Consider the following 2,370-nt stretch of genomic DNA (forward strand, 5'->3'; position numbering starts at 1 on the left):
CAAGGACTCTCAACCGCTTTTCTGCAACAGGCTGAGACAGCAAGCCCCTCAGAGGTAAAAGAAGCTATACGCGGCTCTATCTTCGAAATCGAGAACTCAATTGCCGCATATCAGGTGCTCGAAAGCGTGTTTGCTGTGGATGGGAATAGCCTCTTTCGGATGAAATTTCGCCGAGGACTCGACGATATCCGTCGAGAGTTTCAGAAGCCTATCGCACTCCTTGCTGTAACTGAGGAAAAATACCAGGGAATGAAGAGTTTTGAGTTCGGGAAAGAAGCTCACGACTCAATCGCAGCCGAAGAAGTCTCTGCTCTTTCAGGATTCGATGCGTTACTGGGACCTGAGCAACTCCGTGCACACCTGAAGGAGAATAATGGGGAGTGTCAGTACCTCCTCTACGTTCGGGCCTCAGAGCCGATCTCACGACTAAAGAATCCAAAGGAAAGTGAGCCCGTATCATTGCTCACTGATCCAGCGCTGCGAACACTCATTAAGGCAAACTCGATTACGCTCAACGTAGATGCACCAGACATGGCAGCAGATAGAAGGATTAATGACACAAAAGCCTATCTCTCTCCAATGCGTATGGCTTTTCAGGTACGCGCTATGGGTGATCTCTTCTCAGAGGAAGCGCTCTCTCGCCAAGAGCGAGGAAAGCCAATGCAAGCACTCGGTATCGCAGCACTGGCTCCGCTCTTTTGCGAATACCTTCAAGGAAGAGGGATATCTCCAGAAGAGGCGATTAACGGTGCGATAAGACTGCGAGCAAAGCCTCTACAGGGCACATACGGTTGTTATGGGCACACACGCGGGACGTTATACGACGGGGAATTCCGCAGAGAGCTACGAATTGGGCTAAGAGATCGCGGTGACTATGTCGTGCAACCCGAACTAACAACACCCGTAATTCACGATATCGGTAGTGGCACCGACTACACCTATATTGATCGAAATTTCTTCTCTTTTACCGAAGATGCTCCAGTCTTCCTCGGTGGTATTCGGACGCTTATGAGCACCGCATCTCAAGAGGCGAAAAAAGGGAGAATACATGGGAATAGCAGTGCGATCTACGCACAGATCTTCTAACGTAATATATCTTTCGAAGAGGGCTATCATGACACTTGATCTTATTACGCTCACTCAAGAGCTCATTCGGTATCGGTCTATTCCTGCCTATCCTCAGGAGCTCGACGCGATCCTTGAGTTCGCCCTTTCGCATCTTCAAGGGTTCACGCTCGAACGATTTGAAGACAACGGGTACAAGAGCATTCTCCTCTACAACACAGAGACCCGCCCAGAATGCTTTACCCTCCTGTTGAATGGTCACCTCGACGTGATTCCCGGAAACGACACTCAGTACGAAGGACGTGTAGAAGGCGACAAACTCTACGGCGTCGGCTCGATGGATATGAAGGCAAATGTTGCTTGTCTGATCGCCGTTTTTCGAGAGATGGCAGGGAAGGTCGATTATCCACTCGCTTTACAACTCGTCACCGATGAAGAGCTGGGAGGATTCCATGGAACGAAGCATCAGGTCGACCAGGGGGTACGTGCGGATTTCGTTATAACCTCAGAGAGCACGAACTTTCATATCGTACATAAGGCAAAGGGTGTTCTTTGGGCAAAGGTAATAGCCCGCGGCAAAACCGCTCATGGTGCTTATCCCTGGGCTGGTGAGAATGCAATCGAGAAGATGATGGAGTTTCTCGCTGCACTAAAAAAAGAGTTTCCGAACCCAACGGAGAAAGCGTGGGTCTCGACAGTCAATATCGGAGCAATCTCAACGCCCAATGAGACCTTCAACAAGATTCCCGACCTTTGTGAAGTCGCTCTTGATATTCGGTTCACCCCAGAAGAGTCAGAAACAATCGCACAACGACTCCAAGGGCTCACAACAGAGGGACTGAGCCTTGAGATTATCTCGCACGAACCAGCTATGTCGACTCCAGAGGATGATGACCATCTCCGCCTACTACAGCAAGTTGCCGTAGACGTGACCGGCGAGGATAGTATTCTCTACGGCGCACAGGGCTCTTCTGATGCTAGACACTTTACCGCGGTGGGTTGCGGTGGAGTTGAATTTGGACCCGTAGGGGGAGGTATCGGAACGGACGAGGAATGGGTAAGCATTGCAAGCCTTGATACCTACTGTGAGATTCTCAGACGGTATATGAATCACCTCAACGAAAAATAGTAGTTTGTAACAGAAGTTTTACTAGTATTCGACTGGAAAGGGGTCAAGGCTCCCCAACTGGTACCTTGTTGCTACATAGACGAGTGCACCAGAAACATTGATGCGAAAGATTTTTTACTCCCCTACTATATGCTCAATAATGGAAAGATTACCTAATCGTGCTCCCTCCGTGACGG

Annotated in this window: 2 protein-coding genes; both read left to right on the forward strand. The window is 49.5% G+C overall.

Annotated elements, in window-relative coordinates; genetic code table 11:
• A partial coding sequence (locus tag EBR25_13160) for a hypothetical protein (GenBank protein ID NBW41929.1) occupies positions 1-1,086 on the forward strand: 1,086 nt, incomplete at its 5' end.
• Positions 1,049-2,194: a M20 family peptidase gene (locus tag EBR25_13165; protein ID NBW41930.1), complete on the forward strand. Its 1,146-nt coding sequence runs from the start codon at positions 1,049-1,051 to the stop codon at positions 2,192-2,194. The genes EBR25_13160 and EBR25_13165, both read left to right, overlap by 38 nt.
• Positions 2,195-2,370 lie beyond the last annotated feature (176 nt).

This window comes from bacterium, assembly GCA_009926305.1.
Taxonomy (GTDB): domain Bacteria; phylum Bdellovibrionota_C; class UBA2361; order UBA2361; family RFPC01; genus RFPC01.